Origin of the sequence: Streptococcus huangxiaojuni (assembly GCF_040930515.1) — a bacterium.
Taxonomy (GTDB): Bacteria; Bacillota; Bacilli; order Lactobacillales; family Streptococcaceae; genus Streptococcus; species Streptococcus huangxiaojuni.
Genome location: NZ_JBFQEG010000025.1, coordinates 1 through 23657, shown reverse-complemented (window position 1 = coordinate 23657; position 23657 = coordinate 1). Strand labels below are relative to the sequence as shown.

General features: G+C 42.1%; 23 protein-coding genes and 1 pseudogene. 20 read left to right on the top strand and 4 right to left on the bottom strand.

What is annotated here, in order from left to right:
- From AB3329_RS10350 to AB3329_RS10340, 3 genes and pseudogenes are all read left to right on the top strand, one after another.
- Nucleotides 1-242: pseudogene (locus AB3329_RS10350) on the top strand (IS110 family transposase); the annotation flags it as partial.
- Between the two features lie 892 nt (nucleotides 243-1134).
- Nucleotides 1135-1422, top strand: a complete 288-nt coding sequence (locus tag AB3329_RS10345) for a DUF2089 family protein (protein WP_368396017.1) — start codon at nucleotides 1135-1137, stop codon at nucleotides 1420-1422.
- A gap of 4 nt (nucleotides 1423-1426) precedes the next feature.
- Nucleotides 1427-1699, top strand: coding sequence for a hypothetical protein (locus AB3329_RS10340; RefSeq protein WP_368396016.1), 273 nt, complete (start codon nucleotides 1427-1429; stop codon nucleotides 1697-1699).
- A 72-nt stretch (nucleotides 1700-1771) separates the two neighbouring features.
- On the opposite strand, the gene AB3329_RS10335 is transcribed toward AB3329_RS10340, so the two are convergent.
- Both AB3329_RS10335 and AB3329_RS10330 read right to left on the bottom strand, forming a co-directional pair.
- Nucleotides 1772-2512, bottom strand: coding sequence for an amino acid ABC transporter ATP-binding protein (locus AB3329_RS10335; RefSeq protein ID WP_368396015.1), 741 nt, complete (start codon nucleotides 2510-2512; stop codon nucleotides 1772-1774).
- Nucleotides 2512-4068, bottom strand: a complete 1557-nt coding sequence (locus tag AB3329_RS10330) for an ABC transporter substrate-binding protein/permease (protein WP_368396013.1) — start codon at nucleotides 4066-4068, stop codon at nucleotides 2512-2514. Before AB3329_RS10330 ends, AB3329_RS10335 begins: the two co-directional genes overlap by 1 nt.
- Before the next feature lie 129 nt (nucleotides 4069-4197).
- Here AB3329_RS10330 and AB3329_RS10325 point away from each other — a divergent pair, with 129 nt between their 5' ends.
- Nucleotides 4198-6114: a DUF2207 family protein gene (locus tag AB3329_RS10325; protein ID WP_368396012.1), complete on the top strand. Its 1917-nt coding sequence runs from the start codon at nucleotides 4198-4200 to the stop codon at nucleotides 6112-6114.
- Nucleotides 6115-6198: 84 nt separating this feature from the next.
- Nucleotides 6199-7038 carry an undecaprenyl-diphosphate phosphatase gene (locus AB3329_RS10320; RefSeq protein WP_368396011.1) on the top strand — a complete coding sequence of 280 codons (840 nt, stop codon included), beginning with the start codon at nucleotides 6199-6201 and terminating at the stop codon, nucleotides 7036-7038.
- 287 nt (nucleotides 7039-7325) lie between these two features.
- Here AB3329_RS10320 and AB3329_RS10315 read toward each other — a convergent pair whose 3' ends face one another.
- Nucleotides 7326-8336 carry a LacI family DNA-binding transcriptional regulator gene (locus AB3329_RS10315; RefSeq protein ID WP_368396009.1) on the bottom strand — a complete coding sequence of 337 codons (1011 nt, stop codon included), beginning with the start codon at nucleotides 8334-8336 and terminating at the stop codon, nucleotides 7326-7328.
- Nucleotides 8337-8550: 214 nt separating this feature from the next.
- On the opposite strand from AB3329_RS10315, the gene rpe reads away from it, so the two are divergent.
- The 12 genes from rpe (at nucleotide 8551) to AB3329_RS10255 (ending at nucleotide 20651) form a co-directional block, all read left to right on the top strand.
- On the top strand, nucleotides 8551-9207 hold the full coding sequence (gene rpe / locus AB3329_RS10310; RefSeq protein ID WP_368396008.1) for a ribulose-phosphate 3-epimerase: 657 nt from the start codon (nucleotides 8551-8553) through the stop codon (nucleotides 9205-9207).
- Complete coding sequence (rpiB, locus tag AB3329_RS10305; protein WP_368396006.1) at nucleotides 9204-9659, top strand: ribose 5-phosphate isomerase B; 456 nt, start codon at nucleotides 9204-9206, stop codon at nucleotides 9657-9659. The genes rpe and rpiB overlap by 4 nt, the downstream gene beginning before the upstream one ends.
- 2 nt (nucleotides 9660-9661) lie before the next feature.
- Nucleotides 9662-11026, top strand: a complete 1365-nt coding sequence (locus tag AB3329_RS10300) for a PTS transporter subunit EIIC (protein WP_368396005.1) — start codon at nucleotides 9662-9664, stop codon at nucleotides 11024-11026.
- A gap of 12 nt (nucleotides 11027-11038) precedes the next feature.
- Nucleotides 11039-11983: a DUF7916 family protein gene (locus AB3329_RS10295; protein ID WP_368396003.1), complete on the top strand. Its 945-nt coding sequence runs from the start codon at nucleotides 11039-11041 to the stop codon at nucleotides 11981-11983.
- Between the two features lie 263 nt (nucleotides 11984-12246).
- Nucleotides 12247-13002, top strand: a complete 756-nt coding sequence (gene mecA / locus AB3329_RS10290; RefSeq protein WP_368396001.1) for an adaptor protein MecA — start codon at nucleotides 12247-12249, stop codon at nucleotides 13000-13002.
- A 1-nt stretch (nucleotide 13003) separates the two neighbouring features.
- The gene (locus AB3329_RS10285; protein WP_368396000.1) at nucleotides 13004-14179 is read left to right on the top strand and encodes a glycosyltransferase family 4 protein; all 1176 of its coding nucleotides are present in this window, start codon (nucleotides 13004-13006) and stop codon (nucleotides 14177-14179) included.
- A 258-nt stretch (nucleotides 14180-14437) separates the two neighbouring features.
- Nucleotides 14438-15208, top strand: a complete 771-nt coding sequence (gene sufC, locus AB3329_RS10280; protein WP_368395998.1) for a Fe-S cluster assembly ATPase SufC — start codon at nucleotides 14438-14440, stop codon at nucleotides 15206-15208.
- 39 nt (nucleotides 15209-15247) lie between these two features.
- Nucleotides 15248-16510: a Fe-S cluster assembly protein SufD gene (gene sufD / locus AB3329_RS10275; RefSeq protein ID WP_368395996.1), complete on the top strand. Its 1263-nt coding sequence runs from the start codon at nucleotides 15248-15250 to the stop codon at nucleotides 16508-16510.
- A gap of 87 nt (nucleotides 16511-16597) precedes the next feature.
- A complete protein-coding gene (locus AB3329_RS10270; protein ID WP_368395994.1) occupies nucleotides 16598-17824 on the top strand; it encodes a cysteine desulfurase in 1227 nt (408 codons plus the stop codon).
- Nucleotides 17811-18251 carry a Fe-S cluster assembly sulfur transfer protein SufU gene (sufU, locus tag AB3329_RS10265; RefSeq protein WP_368395992.1) on the top strand — a complete coding sequence of 147 codons (441 nt, stop codon included), beginning with the start codon at nucleotides 17811-17813 and terminating at the stop codon, nucleotides 18249-18251. Before AB3329_RS10270 ends, sufU begins: the two co-directional genes overlap by 14 nt.
- Before the next feature lie 52 nt (nucleotides 18252-18303).
- Nucleotides 18304-19722, top strand: coding sequence for a Fe-S cluster assembly protein SufB (gene sufB / locus AB3329_RS10260; protein WP_368395990.1), 1419 nt, complete (start codon nucleotides 18304-18306; stop codon nucleotides 19720-19722).
- A gap of 155 nt (nucleotides 19723-19877) precedes the next feature.
- The gene (locus AB3329_RS10255; protein WP_368395988.1) at nucleotides 19878-20651 is read left to right on the top strand and encodes a DUF6612 family protein; all 774 of its coding nucleotides are present in this window, start codon (nucleotides 19878-19880) and stop codon (nucleotides 20649-20651) included.
- A gap of 205 nt (nucleotides 20652-20856) precedes the next feature.
- On the opposite strand, the gene pbp3 is transcribed toward AB3329_RS10255, so the two are convergent.
- Complete coding sequence (gene pbp3, locus AB3329_RS10250; protein ID WP_368396018.1) at nucleotides 20857-22086, bottom strand: D-alanyl-D-alanine carboxypeptidase PBP3; 1230 nt, start codon at nucleotides 22084-22086, stop codon at nucleotides 20857-20859.
- A 187-nt stretch (nucleotides 22087-22273) separates the two neighbouring features.
- Here pbp3 and AB3329_RS10245 point away from each other — a divergent pair, with 187 nt between their 5' ends.
- The 3 genes from AB3329_RS10245 to AB3329_RS10235 all read left to right on the top strand — a co-directional run.
- Nucleotides 22274-22900 carry a hypothetical protein gene (locus AB3329_RS10245; protein ID WP_368395986.1) on the top strand — a complete coding sequence of 209 codons (627 nt, stop codon included), beginning with the start codon at nucleotides 22274-22276 and terminating at the stop codon, nucleotides 22898-22900.
- The gene (locus AB3329_RS10240; protein WP_067061773.1) at nucleotides 22891-23109 is read left to right on the top strand and encodes a hypothetical protein; all 219 of its coding nucleotides are present in this window, start codon (nucleotides 22891-22893) and stop codon (nucleotides 23107-23109) included. The genes AB3329_RS10245 and AB3329_RS10240 overlap by 10 nt, the downstream gene beginning before the upstream one ends.
- 93 nt (nucleotides 23110-23202) lie before the next feature.
- Nucleotides 23203-23657, top strand: a 455-nt coding sequence (locus tag AB3329_RS10235; protein WP_368395984.1) for a hypothetical protein, incomplete at its 3' end; no start/stop codon positions are given.

The window sequence follows — 23657 nt, the reverse complement described above, 5'->3', positions numbered from 1 at the left end:
CTGACCTTGTCAAACGAGGCAATCGCTATCTCCGTTATTACTTAGTTGAAGCCGCCAACTCGGTGAGGCGCTATGATGACGAATACAAAGCCTTTTACAAGAAGAAGTATCAAGAAGTTCCTAAACACCAACACAAACGAGCCATCGTCTTAACCGCTAGAAAATTTGTGCGTCTGGTGGATGCGCTACTACGCAACCGCCAACTCTATACGCCACCAAGGAGGCCTATGCAAGATAGCTAGTATCTGCACATGTCCTTGGTCAAGCTAGTGAAAAATGTCATTTTTCGCTAGGTGTTTTTAGTGCACCCTAGTTTACTGAAAGTTAACTAAAGTTTTGACAACTTTATCTTGACTTTTTACCACTAGACTTTAAAATAAGATACAAAGCCCGTTAAAAGAGCAAAGCAAAAATAGGAAAATTGACGAAGAGTCGCTAAGACTCTAGGAAATTTTATCTTTTTTGCACAGCTCTTAGGGCGTGTTCAGTTCATCAAGATACAAAGGGCCTTAAAAGAGCAAAGCAAAAAGACGGTAAGCCAGAAATCTATGATTTCGTCGGCGCACCCCCGCAAAGCCTAGTAGGCAATTTAAAGCTTTGAAAAAGCGAATAAAGTGCCACTAGGCTACTGCGTCTTGCACATCAGACTATAACAAACATTAAGGCCTATTTTAAAATCGTCCTTCAGACGTCTACGGCTGACTAGTACTGAAATCAGTGCAGATGAACCATCCCTTTTGCTTATCTTTTAGGGATCACCAATAAAAATTGATTGCCATTATCTTAACATCTCAATGGTTTTTTGCATAATCTAAATTTTTTATGGCTGGTTATAAGGGTGATTTATGTAAAAACGGATTTTAGAAAGATATCCCGATTTTGGTCAGAAAGTGTTTGTCTGGACTCTGGCTGCTGCCCAGTAGTACCAGTCTTTCAACAAAACAGCAGCTGCTGCCAGCTTTTTAGAAAGAAATCAGGTAGTGGATGCTTTTTGAACTTGAGCTAATATGACCAAAAAAGTATGTCTGCTGATGATTAACGATAATTTTAAAAAAGAACTTTTATTTTTAACAATTTTAAAGTTGATTTTCATAATATTTAGGGTTATACTGGAATGAGAGAGAAGGTGACGGTATGAGAGACGAAAATATCCCATCTTGGCTGTTTGAGTTGGATCCGGAAGATTATGAGTTTATGCATCGCTTTATTCTCACTTCAGGTTCTCTGAAAAAAATGGCAAAGGAGTACGGGGTTTCTTATCCGACTATTCGCCTGCGCCTTGACCGATTGATTCAGAGAGTTTCTGTCAAATCTAAGAAGGAGGGTTATATCAGCCTAATCAAGGATTTGGCTTTGGAAGACGAGATAAGCTTTGAGGCAGCCAAAAAATTGATTGCTGCCTACCGTAATGAAAGGAGGTAGATCCATGAGAATGTTGATTGTACTGCTGGCTGCTGTTTTATTTTTTGCAGAATGGTTCATTATTCGTTATACAGAGATAAATAAGTGGCTGCCTTTATTAGGAAGCTGTCTGCTTGCTTTGCCTTTATCACTGTTTTTAGGGCTGCATTTAGTTTATTTGCCTCTCCTGATGATGTTCCTAGCTTTAGCCGGCTGTGAACTGGAAGACTGGCTTAAGCGCTACCTGCGTAAGAAAAAGCTGTCAGAATTGCAGCGTTCTGAATTAAAAGATTTATAAGTCTGCTGAGATTGCAGTAAAAAACCAGAAAGCCTGTTGCTTTCTGGTTTTTTAATAGACGAGAGCTTATTTTTATTTTAAAAAGCGTTTGAGAAAGGCTTTGGTCCGTTCTTCCTTAGGATTCTCAAAAAGCTGCTGAGGTGTTCCCTCTTCGGCAATGACACCTTGGTCCATGAAAATAACCCGGTCAGAGACATCCTTAGCAAATTCCATTTCATGAGTCACAATAATCATTGTCAGGCCTGATTTAGCAAGATCCTGCATGGTTTTTAGGACTTCACCGACCATTTCCGGATCCAGTGCTGATGTGGGTTCATCAAAGAGCATTGCTTCCGGATCAACTGAAAGAGCACGGGCGATAGCTACTCTCTGCTTTTGACCTCCTGAGAGCTGCTTAGGTTTGGCTTTCCAGTATTGCTCAGTCATTCCCACTTGATTTAAATTTTTCTTAGCAATTTTTTCGGCCATGCTGCGGTCGCGTTTTAAGACAGTGGTCTGAGCGACAATGGCATTTTCAAGGACATTCAGATTTTCAAAAAGATTAAAGGACTGAAAAACCATTCCCAGTTTTTCCCGAAAGAGGTTTAGGTTATAGCCTTTTTCTAAGACATTTTGATTGTGAAAAAGAATTTCTCCGGCTGTCGGCTCCTCCAAAAGGTTGATAGAACGCAGGAGCGTTGATTTTCCAGAACCTGAAGAACCGATAATGGAGATAACTTCCCCTTTGTTGACCGCCAAGGAGATGTCTTTGAGCACCTCGTTTTTCCCGAAGGATTTCTTCAAATGTTTGATTTCTAAAATCGTATCCGTCATTAGTGGCTTTCTCCTTCGATAGTGGTGTAATTGTCTTGGTCCAAACGGTTCTCAACATAGCGCAGGATACGTGTCACAGTAAAGGTCAGGACAAAGTAGATAGCTGCGATAATGGTAAAGGTTTGGAAGTATTGGTAAGTCTGAGTTGCCACAGTATTTCCGGAGAAATACAGCTCAACGACAGAGATAACATTTAATACTGAAGTGTCTTTAATATTGATGACAAACTCATTGCCGGTTGCCGGCAGAATGTTGCGGATAACTTGAGGCAGGACGATTTTTCGCATGGTCTGTCCGTGAGAAAAGCCAAGAGCAGTAGCTGCCTCGAACTGTCCTTGGTCAACGGCGAAAATACCGCCCCGGACAATTTCACTCATGTAGGCACCTGTATTGATTGAAACGATAAAAATGGCTGCCAATGTACGGTCGATAGAAAGACCAAAGGCCTGGGCTGTTCCGTAATAGATGACCATAGCCTGAACAATCATCGGGGTTCCGCGGAAAATTTCAATATAGACGGTCAGCAGCCAGCCAAAGGCTTGCTGCAGGAAGGCCAGAAAACGATTGCCAGCCAGCGGAGCTGTACGGTAAACACCGATTAAAAGGCCGATAATGAGGCCGGCGACAGTCCCGATAATTGAAATTAACAGAGTAATTCCCGCTCCGCGCAAGAACTGCTGCCAGTTATTTTGAACAATGGTCCAGACTTGCTGGAAGAAAGAAGGTGTTTCGCCTTCTTCTGCTGTTTCAGCAGGCTGCTGCTCGATCATCTGATCCATCAGATCCAGCCGTTCTTCTTCAGATATCCCCGCCAAAATATCATTGACCTGCGCCAGTGTTTGACTGTCGTCCTTACGGAGACCAACAGCGATAGCAGTATCAGATTCGGAAGTTTCAAACCCCTGTCCTTCAGGGAAAGCAATCATTTTGTATTTACTGCTGGCAGCTTCTGCGGTACGGGCTTCCGGACGTTCTGAGATATAGCCGTCTATTACGTCAGCTGAAAGAGCCTGCCGCATTTGGGAGAAGTCTCCCATAGCGGTTTGCTCGGAAACATTTGGAATCTGACTGATTAAGTTAACCAGATAATTCCCCTGCTGGGCAGTGATTTTAGCATTTGCGAAATCATCCAAGCTTTTAGCTTCAGCATACTCCCCGTCAGCCGCAACCACAATAACCGGTTCACTGGTATAATAGCTGTCTGAGAAGGTAATCTCTTTTTTTCGCTCTTCTGTCGGGCTCATACCTGCAGCAATCATGTCAATTTTTCCGGATGTCAGCGCCGGGATAAGGCCTGTCCAGGAAGTTTTAACGACGAGCAGTTCTTTGTTTAAAGATTGGGCGATTTTTTTAGCAATCTGCACATCGTAACCATTGGCATATTGGTTGGTTCCTTCAATTGGAACAGCACCTCCGCTGTCATTGTCCTGTGTCCAGTTAAAAGGCGCATAAGCAGCTTCCATACCGACACGCAAATAGTCATCTGCCTTGATCCTCGTCAGACCTCCAAAGGATATGAGAAGGACAGCAAACAGGCTTAAAAATATCTTCTTCATCGAGGGCTCCTATTTTTATTTATACAACTACCATTTTACAAAAAATAGACCTGCATTTCAATGTTCTTTACCTATAAATAGTATAATGATACATTTTTATGATAAAATAATAGGATAAGAAAGGGGGAGATGATGAAAAAGTTTTGGCTAATGTTTCTGCTCCTGCTGCTTAGTTTTGGCTTTGCACAGGCTGCTGCAGCCGCAGATGTGGATTACAGTATTACAAGCTATACCGGCGACTTGGTGATTAATGAGGACAACAGTGCTGATTTTACTCAAACTATTATTTACCACTTTGATTCCTATTACAACGGTCAAGTTGTTACTTTAGGTGAGGCTGGCAACATGCCGGAAGGTTTTTCCGTTGGGGACAGTCCCAATGTAGAAGTCTATAATGACGGAGTTTATACTGATATTGACAATATATCAGTCAGCAACTTAGGTGATGGCTATGAGGTGAAAATTTATAATTCCGGTTTTAGCGGCAGTGAAGTTAGGCTGGTAATCCATTGGCAGCTCTATAATATCTTATACAAATACCAAGATGTCGCTGAGCTCAATTGGGTCCCGATCAGCGACTGGGATGTGACGCTTCAAAATGTCCAGTTCAGGGTCAGAACAGCAAAAAAGACTGCTGACAGTCAGCTGTGGGCGCACCAGGGTTACTTTAAACCGGTACCTGAGGTTAATGTAAAGGACGGTAGCTATACTGTGTCTGCCGGCAGTGTTACTTCTAAGCTTGAGCTGCACGCCTATTGGGATAAGGAGGTCATCAGCACAGCGATAGAAAAAAATGAAGCCGGCAAGGAACAGATTATCGCTCAAGAAAAAAGTATTTCTCGGATGAATCGCTTTTTAAACGTCTTTTTTGCTTATTTGCTGCCAAGTGTTTTCCTTCTTTATTTAGGCTATGTTTTGTGGAACTTTAGAGGCCTGAGAAAGAAGTTGAACCGCTACCAGCGTTCCGACCGCAAAGCCAGGCTGTACGAAGTGCCTGAAGATTTATCGCCGCTGGTTCTGACGCAAAATATCTTTGGAAGCAGCTTTTACCGGCTGAGCCCCACACGGATTAAGAAAAAATCAGATATCCGTTTTGAAAATCTGGTTCAGGCTGTTTTGCTGGATTTGATTGATAGAAAAAATATACTGCTGACAAAAGAAAATGGGACATTATACTTAACAGTCAGTGACTTAAACACATTAAGCGATGAAGAAGTTGTTTTTCTTGATATGGCCTTTGGCAATGAGACTAAATTGGCCTTGGATGAACTATTTTCAGCCTATCAGTATGACCATAAAGCTACCCTTAAGAAGCTGAAAAAGAAGTATAAAGGAGAAAAACTGGAAAAGGCAGTCCGCAAAGCTTCTAGGGAGGTATTAAGCGCGATTAACACTAAAAGCAGAGAAATCTCAGACAGTGTTTTAGAGCATATCAAAGAAGATCAGCTTATTTCTCCTTATCGATCTTTAGAGAGGGGAGAAGAAAAGCAGCTCGACAGAATGTTAGGCTCTGTCATGCTGATAGCTGTGCTTTCGTTGGGGATAGCGGTTTATTTGATATTTAACTTAAATCTTTTTTCTGCCATTTATGCTGTTTTGCTGCTTATTGCAGTCTGCTTGTATCTTTATTTTTACAGCAGCTCAAGAAAGTATTACAGACTGGGAGTTCTGACAGAGAAAGGCGGAGAAAGAGTTTACTACTGGCGTAGCTTTAGAAATATGATTGCTAATATTGAGTCTTTTGATCGGGCAGATATAGAAAGTGTTGTTGTATGGAATCGTCTTTTAGTTTATGCGACCCTTTTTGGTTATGCTAAAAAAGTAGAACATTATCTAAAGATTCACCAAATTCACTCGCTCGGTGCACTTTCACAAGTACCGTCTACCGATTTTCACTATTTGCTAGGTCTCTCAACAGCCCATTTTGTTCAAACGTCATCCAATGCTGTCAGCTCATCCAACTTTTCAGTTTCTTCCGGCAGTTCCGGAAGCTTTAGCGGCGGCTTTTCCGGCGGAGGAGGCGGCGGAGGAGGCGGTGCTTTTTAGGTCGCCTTCTTGGGACAAAAGCAGCAGAAGAAACGATTATTCGTGAGTCGTCTTTTTGCCATCAAAAAGTTATAAAGGAGTATTATGTTTATTATTGAGTTATTGAAGGCCATCTTTTACGGCATTATTGAAGGGATTACCGAGTGGCTGCCGATTTCAAGCACAGGGCATCTGATTTTAGTACAGGAATTTGTTAAGTTCAACCAAAGCAAAGACTTTGTAGACATGTTCAATATTGTTATTCAGCTGGGAGCTATTTTGGCGGTAATCGTCATCTATTTTCAGCGGCTCAATCCTTTCCAGCCTGGTAAAACAGCGCGCCAAGTCCAAATTACTTGGCAGCTCTGGGCTAAAGTTGTTTTGGCCTGCATTCCTTCGGCTATTTTTGGCTTGCTGCTGGATGATTGGATGGAAGCTCACTTCTATAATTTCGTTGTTGTAGCCTTCATGCTTATTCTCTACGGTGTCGCTTTTATATGGATTGAGAAACGTCACCAAAATGTAGAGCCTGAGGTGACCAGTCTGGCGCGTATGTCCTACCGGACAGCCTTTTATATCGGCTGTTTTCAAGTTCTTAGTATTGTTCCTGGGACCAGCCGTTCCGGAGCAACGATTTTAGGGGCAATTTTGCTGGGGACCAGCCGCTCTGTTGCAGCTGATTTCACCTTCTTTTTAGCTATTCCCACGATGTTTGGCTACAGCGGTCTGAAAGCTGTTAAATTCTTTATAGACGGCAATACATTAGCCTTCAGCCAGCTGATTATCCTGCTGGCAGCCAGTGTAACAGCCTTTATTGTCAGTCTGTACGCTATTCGTTTCCTGACTGATTATGTCAAGAAACATGATTTCACTGTCTTTGGCCAATACCGGATTGTTCTGGGCTTCATCCTGCTGGTCTATTGGCTGCTGACTTTAGCTGTATAAAATAAGTGATAACCAAAAAATCCGGAACTTTTGTTCCGGGCTTTTTTTATCAAGATACAAAGCCCGTTAAAAGAGCAAAGCAAAAATGGCGGTAAGCCAGAAATCTTTGATTTCGAAGGCGCACCCCTGCCAAGACGACTAGAAGGGTACGGTCGGCTATTAAGACGACAAAGCCTTCAGACGTCTACGGCTGTAACTAGGTAACGATACAGATTTCCAGCCCCCTCACTCTCCCTTTTCTGGGTTTGGGCTGAAATCATCCACTGGATGATTTCACTGCACAGCTCTTAGGGCGTGTTCAGTTCAACAGAGTCACGGAGAACCAACTCAACTGGCAGAGTATAGGCTTTGCCCAAGGTATTGGAGTGGTCGAAAAGGTAAAGAAGTTTTTCAACGCTGAGATGGGCCAATTGTTCAATATTCTGCCGAATCGAAGAGAGACTGGGGGATGCATATGCAGCAGATGGAATGTCGTCAAAACCAATTATCTGAATGTTTTTAAGAGAGCGTTTGTGCTTGGACAGAAGTGAGAGAAATTCTAAGGCCAAAAAATCATTGAGGGCAAAAATGCCGTCAATATCCGGATGTGCATCCAAAAAACGAAGAACGGCCTCTTGCGAATCGCTCCTGTGAGGATCAAAAAACAGCTGATGCTGATCGGCTCGAAAGGTTATATGGTGCTCTGCCAGGGCCTCTTTAAATCCTTTCAGGCGGTTGGTTTTGGAAGAGGATTTTCTTTGATGGGTCAGCAGCAAAGGGTGCTGGCAGCCATGTGCCAGCAGATAGTCAGTCGCTTGATAAGCACCGTCAAAGTGATCGGAGGCGATAAAAATAGTTTCTGACAGTTTATCTGGCTGGCGGTCAATGCAGACATAAGGAATGTGTTTGCCTGATGATGAATGAAAGGAAAATTTTTCAGAACCGGAAATAATAATGAGGCCGTCCACACCCTTGCTGTCCAGCATTTTTAAATAAGAGGCTTCTTTTTCGGCGCTTCGGGCAGTATTGCAGATAATGGTAGAATAGCCTAAGGCAAACAGTTCCTGCTCAATTAACTCAGTTATTTTTGAAAAGAAATAGTTGGTAATATCAGGGATAATGATGCCGATAGTATAAGAACGGTTCATTCGCAAACTTTTAGCACTGTAGTTCATACGGTAACCGGTTTCTTCAATGACCTTTAAAACTTTTTGACGCGTTTCGTCAGAAAAACGGCCGTTGTTATTAATCACACGTGAAACCGTTGCGACAGAAACGCCGCTCAGTTCAGCAATATCTTTAATAGAGTACTTAGCCATAATACCTCGTGTAATACTTTTCTTAAAAAGGCCTTGACAGCCTTCTTTGGAAGTGTTAGCATAGTAGTCAGAAAGGTAATCGATTACCCTTCGGTTAAATCTTATTATAGCCTTAAATTTTATTTTTTTCAAGCTTGAGTAAACGTTTACCTAAAGCTTGGATTATTTCTTTTTGCAGGATGAGTAAACGTTTACTCATGGAAAGGAGGTCTTTATGACGATGCTGCTTTGCCCCTCAATGATGTGTGCCGATTTTGCCAATCTGGAGCAGGAAACACGCGAATTGGAGGAAGCGGGCTTTGACATTTTTCATATGGATTTTATGGATGGAGACTTTGTCCCAAATTTTGGTATGGGACTTCAGGATTTTGAGCTCATTAGAAAAACAACAAACAGATTAGTTGATATCCATTTAATGATTCAAAATCCAGGAAAGTACGTTGACAAATTTGCAGACTTGGGGGCGGATATTATTTATGTGCATGTTGAGGCCGATCAGCAAATCACAAGAACCTTGGAGGAGATTTGCAGGAAAGGGAAAAAGGCAGGGATTGCTGTCAACCCCGGGACTTCGGTTGAGACGATAAAGGTGCTGCTGCCCTTAGTTGATTACATTATGGTCATGACAGTCAACCCTGGTTTTGCCGGACAAAAGTATTTAGACTTTGTGGATGAAAAAATCGATCATTTGCTGAGATTGGCTGATAACTATCACTATAAAGTGATGGTTGACGGGGCTGTTTCTCCTGAAAGGATAAGAGCGCTAAGCAGTAAGGGAGTGACAGGTTTCGTTCTTGGGACGTCTGCTCTCTTTGGCCAGGGCAAATCTTATCGGGAAATTGAAAAAGAGCTGAGGAGGTTATCAAAATGAAGTTAGTTATTGGAAGTGATCATGTCGGTTTTGAATTAAAAAAAGTTATTATCGAGTATTTAGCAGAACTCGGGTATGATGTTGCTGATTTCGGCCCTGATTCTGCTGAACGCACTGATTATCCTCTTTACGGACAAAAAGTCGCTCAGGCGGTTGCAGCGGGTGATTTTGATTTAGGAATTCTCATTTGCGGAACGGGAGTCGGAATCTCCATTTCAGCTAATAAAGTAAAAGGGATTCGCGCGGTAGTCTGCAGTGAACCCTACTCTGCCAAACTGTCACGGGAACATAACAATACAAATATTTTAGCATTTGGGTCCCGGGTTGTTGGTCCAGAATTGGCCAAAATGATTGTTAAAGAATGGCTGGCCGCAGAATTCGAAGGTGGCCGACATGCCAAACGTGTTGAAATGATTAAGACAATTGAAGAAAAGACCAATGAGGAGGGCTAATCATGGACAAATACACTGAGCTGGCTGAATCAATCATTTCAGGCATCGGAGGCAGGACTAACATTGCCGCCCTTACTCACTGTGCAACAAGGCTGCGCTTTAATTTAAAAGACAGTGCAAAAGCTTCGAAAACGATTATTTCAGATTTAGATGGTGTTATTGACGTTATTGAGAGCGGCGGACAGTTTCAAGTTATTATCGGAAATGAGGTAGCTCAAGTTTTTGACGCTGTCCAGAAAGTTACAGGAATGTTAGGTGAGAAAATAGATATTGTAGAAAAAGAGGACTTAAAGGTGAAAACAAAAATAACCGATAAGCTCATTGAGCTGGTTACTGGGATTTTTACTCCGATTTTGCCTGTTCTTATCGGTGGTGGTATGGTTAGAGCACTTCTAATGATCGCTACCACTTACTTTGGTTTATCAGAAGAGAGCGGCAGTTATATTGTCCTGAATGAAATTTATATAGCTGTATATTCATTTTTACCAATTTATCTTGGGTTTGCTGCTGCTCAAAAATTTAGAGCCAATCCTTATGTTGCCGCAGCAGTTTCCTTAGCGATGGTCAGCAGCACTATTCAAACCAGTGTGCAGAGTGACATAGGACTTACACTGTTTGGGATAAAAATGCAGTTTCCAACACAAGGCTACGGCTCATCGGTCATCCCGATTATTATAACAATCTACTTTATGGCAAAATTGGAAGCTTTATGTACGAAATATATCCATGCGACAGTTAAGAATATTCTGACACCACTGATTACTTTGGTTATAACTATTCCCTTGATGTTTTTAATTATTGGTCCGATTGCAAGTTATCTTCAAGATTTATTAGGAACTGCCTATACTTGGATTTATAATTTGAACCCTGCTTTATGTGGTGTCGTCTTAGGCGGAGCATGGCAGATTCTTGTTGTATTTGGGCTGCACTGGGGTATTGTTCCGCTTGGACAAATTAATCTAGCTATGTATGGCAGAAATACCATTAATGCAGTAACAGGTCCGAGTAACTGGTCACAAGCCGGTTCAGCCTTAGGTGTAGCTTTGAGAACTCGGAATAAAAAGATAAGGGAAACAGCTTTGTCAGCTGCTATTACCGGTTTTTTCTCTATTACAGAACCATCAATTTACGGCGTTAACTTAAAATATAAAAGACCATTCTATATTGCAGTGGCAGTCAGTGCTATCTCAGGTGGGATTGCTGGCTATGTTAATGCTGCAGCCTTGGCTGGAGGCCCTGTAGGAATACTTTCTTTCCCATTATTTATTGGTGAAGGTTTTATCGGATTCTGCTTTGCTATGGTTTTTGCCTTTGTTGGTTCAGCAGTGTTGACATATTTTTTGGGATATGATAACCAGAATGACTAAAGGAGCAGTGGAATGAACAGTGTTACAAGATTAATTAGCGCAACAGGGTCAGATTTTAAAAAATTCTCCCCGATGGACTTAAAGGAATCCATTCGAAAATCTGAGGGACGTGTTATTATGGGGCAACACCTTTTGTTTGATAGTAAAGGTTTGGTAAGAGGGGTGACTAATTCAGAAGTCATGTTTGCATTTGGTGCAGATATGGTTATGCTTAACACGATGGACTTAGATGTTGAAAGTCATAATTTGGGTTTGCAAGGTTTAAGCTACCAGGAGCTTAAACAACGCTGCAAAAGACCGATTGGGATATATATGGGGTGTCCTAAAAAAGGCTTTTCGACAGCTGACAAGAATAAGCTATATCGTGTTGAAGGTATGTTATGCACGCCTAATCATGTTGAAAAATGTGTTCAAATGGGTGTTGATTTTATCGTATTAGGAGGCAACCCCGGCTCTGGAACGTCTATTAAGGATGTTGTTGACTGTACAAGGTGGATTAAAGAAAAATATGGTAATCAGCTATTTGTTTTTGCAGGTAAATGGGAGGATGGTACCACTGAACCGGTTTTAGGAGACAGTCTTGCGAATTTTCAAGGACGTGATGACAAAGAAATTATTAAAAAACTGATTGATGCCGGTGCAGATTGCATTGATTTGCCTGCTCCGGGTTCACGCCAGGGTATAAGTGTTGAGCATATTCAAGAATTGGTACAGTTTATACATACTTATAAATCGGGAACCTTAGCGATGGTCTTTTTAAATAGTTCTGTTGAAGGATCTGATTCAGATACTGTCAGACTAATTGCATTAAAAATGAAAGAAACGGGTGCAGATATTCATGCCATTGGCGATGGCGGTTTTTCCGGCTGCTCTTCGCCTGAAAATATTTACCAGCTGAGCGTTTCTATAAAAGGCCGCCCCTATACTTATTTTAGAATGGCTTCTGTCAATAAATAAGATTGTTTTAAATAAAAAGTCAAGTCAATGATACTGTCTAGGGAAGCACTTTTTCTTGTGAAACCAGTTTCATATTTTACAGAGGAACTGGTGTATCTCGCCCTTACTCACTGTGCTGCAGGATCTATGATATGTGTAAGCTTTTAAGCTTTGAGGGCTGTTTCTTTTCTGACAGACTTGTAATGTTTTTTATCTTAAAATTGAAAAAAGGATAGATTTCCTGTATAATAAAAGGACTACTTGACATAGAGGCAAAGATAAGTATGGAAATGAAACAGATAAGTGAGACAACCTTAAAAATCACCATCAGTATGGATGATTTAGAAGAACACGGAATGGAATTAAAAGATTTTTTGATTCCTCAGGAAAAGACAGAAGAGTTTTTCTATACGATTATGGATGAACTGGATTTACCGGACAATTTTAAAGATACAGGTATGCTGAGCTTTCGTGTGACTCCACGAAAAGATCAGATTGATGTTTTTGTTACTAAATCGGATTTAAACAAAGATATTAATTTCGAAGATCTGGCAGAATTCGGGGATGTATCGCAGATGACTCCGGAAGATTTTTTCAAAACTTTAGAGAAGTCAATGCGGGAAAAAGGGGACACTGAAGCCCATGAAAAGTTGGAAAAGATTGAAGAGATGATGGAGCAGACTGCGGACTCAGCTCTAAACGAAACTAAAGCGGCTGAGAGGGATGCCGGAGAACAGGAGCCGGGAGACTATATTCACTATGTGCTCGATTTTCCGAATTTGGAAGCTGCTGTTGCCTTTTCAAAAACGGTTGACTATGATATTGAAGCATCTGAATTTTATAAAGAAGGGGAGACCTATCACTTAGCTGTTCTGCTCAATCTGGTCAATAAACCGGTCTATTACGCTAATTTGGTGCACGCCCGCCTGCTGGAGCATGCCTGGCAGGGGACTAAAACACGGGCTTATCTGCAGGAGCATGGAGTGGAACTGTTAATGGCTGATGCGGTTCAGCAGCTGCAAATGATTGAGTTGGTATAGTATGTTTCCATTTACGATTGAATTTGTTTTGGTTTTAATTGCTGCTTTTTTGATATCCTTGATTGCGACCCCGTTTGTCCGCTTTCTGGCTTTTAGGGTCGGAGCTGTCGATAATCCTAATGCCAGACGTATTAATAAAGTTCCAATGCCAAGCAGCGGCGGTCTTGCTATCTTTCTTTCTTTCCTGATAGCAAGCCTGCTGTTAATGCCTTTGGTCATCAAAACCGAAATCTGGGGTGTTTCTTATTTTGATTATATTCTGCCCGTAGTTGCCGGGGCTTCTTTAATTATTGTTACCGGTCTTTTTGATGATATTTATGAATTAAATCCTAAAACGAAAATGACAGGCATAGTGCTGGCAGCCATTATGATTTGGGCTTTTACCGATTTTAGATTCAATAGCTTTAAAATCCCCTTTGGCGGCCCTCTGTTAGCATTTGGCCCTGTTTTGACGTTTATACTGACTGTTTTGTGGATTGTTTCTATAACGAATGCTATAAATCTTATTGACGGTTTAGATGGTTTGGTCAGCGGGGTTGCTATTATCAGCCTGCTGACTATGTCCATTGTTTCCTATTTTTTTCTGCCTGAGACAGATTTTTTCTTAACACTGACGATTTTAGTGCTTATTATGGCTATCGCCGGCTTCTTTCCCTATAATTACCACCCGGCTATTATCTACTTAGGGGATACAGGGGCTCTCTTTATTGGTTTTATGATTGGTGTTTTGTCACTTCAGGGCTTGAAAAATTCTACAGCTGTTGCTGTGGTAACACCAGTTATTATTTTAGGAGTACCAATCATGGATACTGCTGTTGCCATTATCCGCCGCAAACTATCCGGCCGTCCGATTTCCGAGGCTGATAAAATGCATCTGCATCATCGCCTGCTGGCTATGGGTTTTACCCACCGAGGGGCAGTTTTGGTTGTTTATGGCATCGCCCTGCTCTTTTCCTTGATTTCCTTGCTTTTAAATGTATCCAGCCGCTGGGGCGGGATATTGCTTTTAATCGGTGCGGCCTTTGCTTTGGAAATCTTTATTGAAGGCTTGGAAATTTGGGGTCCGGGACGGACACCCTTGTTTAATATTTTGGCCTTCATTGGCAATAGTGATTATCGGCAGGCCTCTGTCAAAGCTTGGCGGGAAAAATGGCAGAAAGTAAAAAGAAGGAAATAGAGAAGATTTCATGCAGCACTGATATATGGATAAAGCACTCTTGGACTGTTTAGCCTGCCGGGCTTTAGTCTAAAGGGTGCTTTAAGACTTTGTAGGACCTCAGGAAAGAAGGATAAGCCTTACTGATAGCAGGTTCTTTAAAATTTTGCTATAATGATTCTGAACTGTGCTGAAAGTGAGCTGCAAAACGATTAAACCTGCTTTGATCGGGTGTTTAGAAGCTCTCTTTGACATTAAATAATAAAAAGGAGTCGACTCATGTCTGTGCTTGAGATAAAAAATCTTCATGTTTCTATTGAGGATAAAAAAATTTTAAAAGGGGTTAACCTGACGCTTAAAACAGGAGAAATTGCTGCGATTATGGGGCCTAACGGGACCGGGAAATCAACGCTTTCTGCTGCAATCATGGGCAATCCCAGCTATGAAGTCACTGAAGGTGAGATTCTTCTTGATGGCGAAAATCTTTTAGAATTGGAAGTGGACGAACGTGCCCGCAGAGGTATTTTTTTAGCTATGCAGTATCCATCAGAAATTCCTGGGATTACTAATGCTGAATTTATCCGTGCCGGCATGAATGCAGGTAAATCAGACGAGGAAAAAATCAGTGTCCGCGATTTCATTGCTAAACTTGATGAAAAAATGGAGCTTTTAGGGATGAAAGAGGAAATGGCGGAGCGCTATCTCAATGAAGGTTTTTCAGGAGGGGAGAAAAAACGCAATGAGATTTTGCAGCTTCTCATGCTGGAACCGAAATTTGCTCTTTTGGATGAAATCGATTCAGGTTTAGATATCGATGCGCTGAAGGTCGTTTCCAAGGGGGTCAATGCCATGCGCGGAGATGATTTTGGGGCTATGATTATCACGCACTATCAGCGGCTCCTAAATTATATTACGCCGGATGTTGTTCATGTGATGATGGATGGCCGAGTTGTGCTCTCCGGCGATGCCCAACTGGCTGTTCGTCTGGAAAAAGAAGGCTATGCCAACATTGCTGAAGAGCTGGGACTTAAGTATGAAGAAGAAGCGTAAAGTCATTGACTTTTCTGCTGCCAGCATAAGGAGGGAAAAGTGACAAAAGAATCCATTTTAAACTTCTCACAAGCTAAGGCCGAGCCAGTCTGGCTGCAGGAACGCCGCTTAGCCGCCTTAGCAAAGATTGATCAACTGGAACTGCCAAAGATTGAACGGGTTAAATTTCACCGTTGGAATTTAGGAGACGGTACAATTGCTGAAAGCGAATATTCGGGAGCAGTTCCGGATTTCACAGCACTTGGTGAGAATCCTAAACTGGTTCAGGTTGGCACACAGACTGTCTTGGAACAGCTGCCGGCTGATCTGCTTGAACAAGGAGTTGTTTTTACTGATTTTCATTCAGCTCTTGCTGAGATTCCGCAAGTGATTGAAAAGTATTTCGGAACAGCTTTGAAATATGATGAAGATAAGCTGGCTGCTTATCACACGGCTTATTTTAATAGTGCGGCTCTTTTATATGTACCGGACAATGTTGAAATAGAGCAGGCTGTTGAAGGTGTTTTTTATCAGGACAGTAACAGTCCGGTGGCTTTTAATAAACATATTCTGATTATTGCCGGCCGCAACAGCAAACTGAATTATCTTGAACGTTTTGAATCAATTGGAGACGGTAAAGAAGAAATATCAGCTAATATCAGCGTTGAAGTTATTGCACTAGCCGGCAGTCAGGTGAAGTTTTCAGCTATTGACCGCCTGAGTGAGCATGTGACAACCTATATCAGCCGCCGAGGCCGCCATGACAGCGATGCTGTTATTGATTGGGCACTTGGTGTCATGAATGAGGGGAATGTTGTCGCTGATTTCGACTCAGACCTCATCGGAGAGGGCAGTCAGGCCCACCTTAAGGTTGTTGCTGCTTCAAGCGGCCGGCAGGTTCAAGGTATCGATACCCGTGTGACCAATTACGGCCGAAATTCTGTCGGCCATATTTTGCAGCACGGGGTTATTCTGGAGCGCGGGACCTTGACCTTCAATGGAATCGGCCATATTATAAAAGGGGCAAAGGGCGCTGATGCACAGCAGGAAAGCCGTGTTTTGATGCTGTCTGACCAAGCGCGTTCGGATGCCAACCCCATTCTTTTAATTGATGAAAATGAGGTAACAGCCGGCCATGCTGCCTCCATCGGCCAAGTTGACCCGGAAGACATGTATTATTTAATGAGCCGCGGGCTCGACCAAGAAACAGCTGAGCGTCTGGTTATTCGCGGCTTTTTGGGAACAGTTATTACAGAAATTCCTGTCAAGGAAGTCCGTGATGAAATGATCGCTGTTCTAGATACTAAATTGGATAAACGCTAAGGATAAAAACAGCTCAAGGACAGCAGAAAAGACTGTCCGCTTTAAATATGATAGGTTGAGGTCCCTGTTTGGATAAGGAGGGGTTTGATGTTTGATGCTGAGACTATTCGAGAAGATTTTGCTATTTTGAATCAGACAGTTAATGATGAACCCTTGGTTTATCTTGACAATGCGGCGACAACCCAAAAACCGCAGTCAGTTTTAACGGCTTTAGAGCAATATTACCAGCGCGATAATGCTAATGTTCACCGCGGAGTTCATACCTTGGCAGAAAGGGCGACAGCCCGCTATGAGGCCAGCCGGGAAAAACTGCGGGCCTTTATCAATGCCTCATCTGTCAAAGAAATTCTTTTTACCCGAGGGACAACAACTGGTTTAAACTGGGTGGCTCGGTTCGCAGAGGAAATTTTGCAGCCCGGGGATGAGGTTCTTATCTCTATCATGGAACACCATTCTAACCTTATTCCTTGGCAGGAAGCCTGCCGCAAAAGCGGAGCGGCTCTTAGGTATGTCTATTTAAAGGATAATGAACTTGATTTAGACCAGCTGAGTCGGCTGATTAATGCCAGAACGAAATTTATCAGTATTACTCACGCTTCAAATGTTTTGGGCTGTATCAATCCTATTAAAGATATTGCGCGTTTGGCTCACCGGCATGGAGCCTATTTGGCTGTTGACGGTGCCCAGTCTGCTCCGCATATCCCTATTGATGTTCAGGAATTGGACTGTGACTTTTTTGCTTTTTCCGGACATAAAATGCTTGGTCCGACAGGCATAGGTGTTCTGTATGGGAAAGAGGCTGTTCTGAAAGAAATGCCGCCCATGGAATTTGGCGGTGAGATGATTGATTTTGTTTATGAACAGACGGCCAGTTGGAAGGAATTGCCTTGGAAATTTGAAGCAGGAACACCAAATATTGCCGGTGCTATTGCTCTTGCTGCTGCTGTAGATTATTTAGAGGGGCTGGGTATGGACAAGGTGCAGGCCTATGAGGAAAATTTAGTGGCTTATTTACTGCCGCAGCTGCAGGCTATTGAAGGGCTGGAGCTGTACGGACCTCAGGATGCTGCAAGACATACAGGGGTTCTGTCATTTAATCTTTCTGGGCTGCATCCGCATGATGTTGCGACAGCGTTGGATTACGAGGGGGTTGCAGTTCGTGCCGGGCACCACTGTGCGCAGCCTCTTCTCCAGTATTTAGGGATTCATTCAGCTGTACGTGCCAGCCTTTATTTATATAATACAAAAGCAGACTGTGACAGGCTGATTGCTGCTATTCTTAAAACAAAGGAGTTCTTTCATGGCACTTTCTAGATTAGACAGTCTTTATATGGCCGTGGTGACTGATCACTCTAAAGATCCTCATCATCGCGGTGTTTTAGAGGATGCAAAGCATATTCAGCTTAATAACCCGACCTGCGGTGATGTGATTTCACTGTCGGTTCAATTTGATGGGGATCGTATTTCTGATATTGCATTTGCCGGAGACGGCTGTACCATTTCAACAGCGTCAGCCAGTATGATGACTGATGCTGTGATAGGAAAAACCAGCTCAGAAGCCTTGGAGCTGGCTGCTATTTTTTCAAAAATGATGCAGGGAGAAAAAGACAGTGCTCAGAAAAGACTGGGCGATGCTGAATTTTTGGCTGGGGTCTCTAAATTTCCTCAGCGTATCAAATGTGCTACTCTGGCTTGGAATGCTGTTAAAAAAGCGATAGAAGCAAACGAAACAAATGGGTAAAAATGATTATCCTGTCAATCAAACGTAAAATATAAAATGTGGAAGGGATATAATGGCAGAAATAAACGAAAAAGTTGAGCCTAAGCCAATTGATTTGGGAGAATATAAATTTGGTTTTCATGATGATGTTGATCCGATCTATTCAACCGGGAAAGGACTAAATGAGCAGGTTATCCGTGAGCTGTCTGCTGCAAAAGAAGAGCCGGAATGGATGCTGGATTTTCGCCTCAAGGCCTTAGAAATTTTCAATAAGATGCCGATGCAGGACTGGGGGCCGGATTTGTCGGCTATCGATTTTGGTGATTTGATTTATTATCAAAAACCTTCTAATAAACCGGCCAGAACATGGGAAGAGGTGCCTGATAAAATCAAAGAAACCTTTGAGCGGATCGGTATCCCTCAAGCAGAACGTGCTTATCTTGCGGGAGCTTCGGCTCAATATGAATCAGAAGTGGTCTACCACAATATGAAAGATGAATATGATAAACTTGGGATTGTATTTACAGATACCGATTCTGCCCTAAAAGAGTATCCCGATCTTTTTAAACAGTATTTCGCAAAGTTAGTGCCTCCTACAGATAATAAATTAGCTGCGCTGAATTCAGCCGTTTGGTCGGGAGGAACCTTTATTTATGTTCCCAAAGGTGTTGAGCTGGAGATTCCTTTGCAGACCTATTTTCGAATCAATAATCAAAATACAGGCCAGTTTGAGCGCACCTTGATTATTGTTGATGAGGGAGCCAGTGTCCATTATGTAGAAGGCTGTACAGCTCCGACATACTCCACCAACAGTCTTCATGCAGCTGTTGTTGAAATTTTTGCCCTTGAAGGCAGCTATATGCGCTATACAACCATTCAAAACTGGTCGGATAATGTCTATAATCTGGTAACAAAACGGGCAAAGGCAGCTAGAGATGCTACTGTGGAATGGATTGACGGCAACTTGGGCGCTAAAACCACAATGAAGTATCCGGCGGTTATTTTAGACGGGGAAGGCGCGCGCGGAACCATGCTTTCCATCGCTTTTGCCAACAGCGGACAGCATCAGGATACCGGAGCTAAGATGATTCATAATGCTCCGCATACCTCCTCATCAATTGTGTCCAAATCTATCGCAAAAGGCGGCGGGAAAGTAGATTACCGCGGGCAGGTTACTTTTGGCCGAAACTCGAAAAAATCTGTCAGCCATATTGAATGCGATACTATTATTATGGATGATATTTCAGCATCTGATACGATTCCGTTTAATGAAATCCATAATTCGCAGGTTGCTCTTGAGCATGAAGCTAAGGTCTCTAAAATTTCTGAAGAGCAGCTTTACTATCTGATGAGCCGCGGACTGACTGAAAGTGAAGCGACCGAAATGATTGTTATGGGCTTTGTTGAGCCCTTTACCAAAGAACTGCCTATGGAATATGCCGTGGAGCTGAACCGTTTAATCAGCTATGAGATGGAAGGGTCTGTCGGCTGACTCTGACTGTTTAAAATAGCAAAGAGGGTCAGGAAATACTCATTATGGGGATTTCCTGACCTTGTTTTGATTATTACAGTTTTTTAACAGTTTTAAGGAATTATGAAAAAGCTTTCAAAAAAATGATATAATAAGGCCTGTTAGGAGGTCAATTTATGAAAAGAAAACTTTACTATGGTTTTATCTGTTTGCTTGCGCTGATTTGCTTAACAGCCTGCGGGACAAGCAATAGACAGACAAAACAAACTAAAGAATCCAGTTCCCAGCAGGAGCTGACAGTCGAGCAGCTATTGAAAAAAGCCAAGAGAGCAAGTAATAAGGTGACTTCGGTGGCAGTTGATATGCAGCTGGATATCAAATCGAGCTCCGGGAACACCCATCAGGATTTTCTGGCACAGGCGCAGTATGATAATGGTGAATTAACCAAGGTAAGTTCACAAATTGAAGAAACGTCTGGCAGTCAGACTTCATATGATGAAGTTATTGCCATTCAAAGCGATAATAACCGCTTTACCTATTATCAGCGGACGGATAAGAACGGTCAGTGGCGAAATGGCGAATGGGAAACGATTGATTTGGATCCTGACTATTTTTCATTCTTAGATATTGTCTATAAAATGTCAGACGATTTGACGATTGAAGAGGAAGATGATGCCTATGTTCTGAGTCTGCGCAGTCAGAATATTGACTTGATTTCTCTTTTCAGTGATGAACTAAATCTGAGTTTGACAGGTGTCGAGCAAACGGAAGTGGAAAAAGATTTCGAAATCCGATTTGACAAAAAAACATTTTACCTGGAAGAATTTGACATGGATTTGAATTATAATGGTGATAAAGGCAGCCTGAGTATGGATATTGGTGGAACTTATTCAGATTGGAATAAGGTCAAAGACTCTGTTTTTGATGCACCGTCAACTGACAATATTTGATGACATGTTCATAGCAGCTTCTACAGATTTGAACGGACAAATGAAGCAGAACTTTTGTCCTGCCTTGTGGAAAAGCAAAAATTCTCGGCCTCTAGTCATTGCAATCGCATAACTATATATCTAGCAGCAGTCAGAATTTGAAAAAAGCGGGAGAATTCGTGTTTTTTAACCTACGAATTCTCCCGCTCTTTTTTTGTGATGGCTGCTATAGATAGTCATTAACATAGTTTACAAAGTGATTCCACCAGACTTTTAAGAAGAAACTGCGCTCAACTTCACTCTGGGCAACCAGTTCAACACGGGGGACGGCCTCAAGATAACCGCTGCCTATTAAATCATTATCGGCATAAACAGCAGTTCCGACAGTCTGGCCTTTGCTGACTGGGGCTGTAACGGTTTGGGTATTAGCAATAATTTTATCAGACTGGTTATCAGACTTCTTTTGGACAACCTTTAAATCTGACTTGGCAACAGCTTCTACTGTTTTTTTCTTGCCATCAAGTACGGAGCCTGAACTGTTATTATAACTGTCTCCCGCAGAGAGAAGAGTGACCAATTCAAATTGGTTTTGTACATAATCCAAAATAGAGTTTGTCACTTCGAAACGCGCATAGTCGTTTTCTTCACCGCCTTCAGCATTCATAACAACAGAAATAACGCGCATCCCGTTTTCGCTAGATGTTGCCACAAAACAGGCTCCAGCCAATTCAGTTGTCCCTGTTTTCAGACCGTCGACCCCTTCGCGCGCATAAGGCATATCCGCCAGCATGTAGTTGTAAGTGTTTATGGTTGTCCCTGCAAATGCTGCACTTGTTTGTTGGGTGATTTTGAGGACATCGGGATATTCCGTGATTAGATGACGGGCAATAATAGCTACATCCAAAGCACTCATTTGGTTTTCGGCATCTGGCTCTGATTGGGGGTAAATATTCTCTCCAAGGTAGGTATTATTGAGTCCGGAGGCATTAACCAAACTGGCGTCACTGATTCCCCAGTCTTGGAGCTGAGCCTGCATCATATCAACAAAAGCTGTCTCTGAACCGGCAATATGCTCAGCCAAAGCTATAGCCGCACTATTAGCACTGGCGATAAGAGTAGCATTAACCAACTGATCAACTGTGTACTCTCTGTCTTCCATTGGAACATTGCTGACATCGGAATTAGCCGTTAAATTATAGGCATAATCGGAAATAGCTACTTTGCTGTCCCAGCTGAGCTGTCCCTGATCAATTTCTTTATAAACTAAATAAACGGTTAAAATCTTAGTTATTGAGGCGATGCCATCAGGCGTAGCTGCATCCTTTTCATAAAGGATTTTTCCTGTCGAAACTTCGACAGCCAAGGCATGCTCAGCCGCAGCTTCGAAATCATCGGCCTTTGCAGTCCCTCCCCAAAAAATTAACAGAACAAAAATAATACCGAGTATTTTTTTCATCTCATGCCCTTTCAGAAGTTTTCTTGATTTATTATACCATAAAATCATGGCCATAAGTGGCCTCATAGAATACGTCATACGCCAATTTTTTATCAGTTAAACTGTTTGCCTTTTTATTTATCCTATGCTATACTAACAACAATTAAAACGAATGAATAGTGTTGTCTCAAAAGATAAGGAGCAGGCTATGGCTAAAAAGAAAGGGTTAAGCAGACCGGCAAAGATTTTCTGGGGACTGCTGGCTGCTGTTCTCATTGCTATCACAGGAATTTGGGGGTATAATCGCTATATGCAAAAGAAAAAGGTTGACCAGCTTTACCAGCACGGCTTTCGGCTGCTGGAAGAACAAATTGCCACTTACATCAAAGAGAACTATTCCGGTGTCAGTAAAATCGAGTTTTCACCGATTTATAGAGATGGGGACGGACGCTTTACGATGCTAACGGCTGAAGTAGTACCAATCCTATACGATGAGTACGGGAATAAAGCACTGCTTGCGGGAAGTACAAGTGAAGGCGGCTATCCAGCCTATGGTGTTGGAGGAGATTTATACGCCCTTGAGTTAGATCAATTTGGAAATGAAATTATTACATTAAGGTATTCAGCGAATGGAGACTGGATTGATGTAGCTAATTATGAGCATTTACCTGAAGAAGCTAAATTGAATTCCCATAATACTACGGACTCAATTTTGGCTATTCATATCAAAGATAAAAAAATAAAAGGCGTTTCTAAAAATGAAAATGGAAGTCCCAAGGCTAATATTTTTTATAATTTAGAAATTAGGAAAGGAGATTGGCAAGAATGGCATTAAAAGACCAAGATATACAAGGTTTACAAGGTATGGTTGATAAGTGGTCTCAAATCCCTGAATCGGATTATGGACGATATAAGGCAAAAGATGGAAATTGGTATGAAATTGTCAACACTCAAGACGGCACGACAGAAGCCATTGCTGTAGCCCCGGTTGTTGATGGCAAGACAGACTACAGCCAAACGGCTATCGTTGTGGCGGGGACATAAAAATGCTGACAAATGGCACTTGTTTTTTCAGTATCACTGTGCTATACTGATAAAAATTAAAACGAATCATCTGCAGAGAATAAGGAGCAGGCTATGGCTAAAAGGAAAAAGTTAAGCAGACCGGCAAAGATTTTCTGGGGACTGCTGGCTGCTGTTCTCATCACTATCACAGGAATTTGGGGGTATAATCGCTATATGGCAATAGAAAAAGTGAAGCAGCTTTATAAACATGGTTTCAGACTTTATGAAGAACAGATTGCCACTTATATTAAAGAGAACTATTCCGGTGTCAGTAAAATCGAATTTTCACCGATTTTTGTAGATGGAGACGGACGGTTTACGATGCGAACAGTCAATGTCGTGCCAGTGATTTATGATGAAGAAGGAAATAAAGCATATTTAGGGAGAAAAGTTGAAAGCGTACACCATGTAACTTATGGTATTGGAGCAGACTTAACTTTGCAGTTTGACAGTTTCGGAAATGAAATTATAGAATTAGTCGGTCAAGAAGGTGTTATTGATGTTTCTAATTACGATGAGTTACCAGA

Bases quoted from the DNA above. Each gene is read 5' to 3' on its own strand.
- sufC (WP_368395998.1), top strand. From the start codon at position 14,438: ATGTCTGTGCTTGAGATAAAAAATCTTCATGTTTCTATTGAGGATAAA.
- AB3329_RS10295 (WP_368396003.1), top strand. From the start codon at position 11,039: ATGAACAGTGTTACAAGATTAATTAGCGCAACAGGGTCAGATTTTAAA.
- AB3329_RS10245 (WP_368395986.1), top strand. From the start codon at position 22,274: ATGGCTAAAAAGAAAGGGTTAAGCAGACCGGCAAAGATTTTCTGGGGA.
- AB3329_RS10270 (WP_368395994.1), top strand. From the start codon at position 16,598: ATGTTTGATGCTGAGACTATTCGAGAAGATTTTGCTATTTTGAATCAG.
- AB3329_RS10340 (WP_368396016.1), top strand. From the start codon at position 1,427: ATGAGAATGTTGATTGTACTGCTGGCTGCTGTTTTATTTTTTGCAGAA.
- AB3329_RS10255 (WP_368395988.1), top strand. From the start codon at position 19,878: ATGAAAAGAAAACTTTACTATGGTTTTATCTGTTTGCTTGCGCTGATT.
- sufU (WP_368395992.1), top strand. From the start codon at position 17,811: ATGGCACTTTCTAGATTAGACAGTCTTTATATGGCCGTGGTGACTGAT.
- AB3329_RS10285 (WP_368396000.1), top strand. From the start codon at position 13,004: ATGTTTCCATTTACGATTGAATTTGTTTTGGTTTTAATTGCTGCTTTT.
- mecA (WP_368396001.1), top strand. From the start codon at position 12,247: ATGGAAATGAAACAGATAAGTGAGACAACCTTAAAAATCACCATCAGT.
- AB3329_RS10325 (WP_368396012.1), top strand. From the start codon at position 4,198: ATGATGAAAAAGTTTTGGCTAATGTTTCTGCTCCTGCTGCTTAGTTTT.
- rpiB (WP_368396006.1), top strand. From the start codon at position 9,204: ATGAAGTTAGTTATTGGAAGTGATCATGTCGGTTTTGAATTAAAAAAA.
- AB3329_RS10300 (WP_368396005.1), top strand. From the start codon at position 9,662: ATGGACAAATACACTGAGCTGGCTGAATCAATCATTTCAGGCATCGGA.
- AB3329_RS10240 (WP_067061773.1), top strand. From the start codon at position 22,891: ATGGCATTAAAAGACCAAGATATACAAGGTTTACAAGGTATGGTTGAT.
- pbp3 (WP_368396018.1), bottom strand. From the start codon at position 22,086: ATGAAAAAAATACTCGGTATTATTTTTGTTCTGTTAATTTTTTGGGGA.
- AB3329_RS10330 (WP_368396013.1), bottom strand. From the start codon at position 4,068: ATGAAGAAGATATTTTTAAGCCTGTTTGCTGTCCTTCTCATATCCTTT.
- rpe (WP_368396008.1), top strand. From the start codon at position 8,551: ATGACGATGCTGCTTTGCCCCTCAATGATGTGTGCCGATTTTGCCAAT.
- AB3329_RS10320 (WP_368396011.1), top strand. From the start codon at position 6,199: ATGTTTATTATTGAGTTATTGAAGGCCATCTTTTACGGCATTATTGAA.
- sufB (WP_368395990.1), top strand. From the start codon at position 18,304: ATGGCAGAAATAAACGAAAAAGTTGAGCCTAAGCCAATTGATTTGGGA.
- AB3329_RS10335 (WP_368396015.1), bottom strand. From the start codon at position 2,512: ATGACGGATACGATTTTAGAAATCAAACATTTGAAGAAATCCTTCGGG.
- AB3329_RS10315 (WP_368396009.1), bottom strand. From the start codon at position 8,336: ATGGCTAAGTACTCTATTAAAGATATTGCTGAACTGAGCGGCGTTTCT.
- AB3329_RS10345 (WP_368396017.1), top strand. From the start codon at position 1,135: ATGAGAGACGAAAATATCCCATCTTGGCTGTTTGAGTTGGATCCGGAA.